The 665-nt window shown below is 61.4% G+C and carries 1 pseudogene; it reads right to left on the bottom strand.

Annotated elements, in window-relative coordinates:
- Positions 1 to 78 precede the first annotated feature (78 nt).
- Positions 79 to 665: pseudogene (locus tag EN914_RS37465) on the bottom strand (multidrug effflux MFS transporter); the annotation flags it as partial.

The following is a 665-nucleotide window of genomic DNA, read 5'->3' as shown; positions in this document are numbered from 1 at the left end:
CTTTTCGGACAGCATGGGCGAAGCAATTGCGGGGCGCATGCTTGCCCCTCGGTTCACGGCAGCCCTTGAAGGTGCGTCCTAATGCAAGTCGGTGATGTGCCCTGAAACGGGCGGGTTCTGTGGCTGGAACATCTTGCCGCGTTCGGCGATGAAGATCATCAGCAGCGCGGCGACCGAGACGCTGCAGAAGCCGGCGGCCAGCGGCGTCACCGTGCCGTTGAAGGCCTGGCCGATCAGCGTACCGAGAATGCCGCCGAGAAACGTCTGCATGAAACCGAGGATCGACGAAGCCGTGCCGGCCAGTTGGCCGAGCGGCTCCATGGCCAGCGCGTTGAAGTTCGCGCCGAGCGCACCGAATGGAAGCATGGCGCAGGCAAAGAAGGTGATGAACAGCCAGAGCGGCATCTTCATCTCCAGCGAAATCACCAGCCAGGCAAGGCTGATGACCAGGAACAGCAGCAACGCACTCTGCGACAGGCGGCGCATGCCGATGCGGCCGACAAGGCGCGAGTTCAGAAAGTTGGAGAAGGCGAGCACGCCCGCAACCCCGGCAAAGATGACCGGGAACATCTCGCCGACTTTGAAAATGTCGACATAGATCTGCTGCGCCGAAGCGATGAAGCCAAACATGGCGCCGAAAATGAAGGTGCTGGCGAAGGCATAGC

Origin of the sequence: Mesorhizobium sp. M7A.F.Ca.CA.001.08.2.1 (assembly GCF_003998455.1) — a bacterium.
Lineage (GTDB): Bacteria > Pseudomonadota > Alphaproteobacteria > Rhizobiales > Rhizobiaceae > Mesorhizobium > Mesorhizobium ciceri.
The sequence above is the reverse complement of the archived record's forward strand: the minus strand, read 5'-3'. Positions and strand labels throughout refer to the sequence as shown.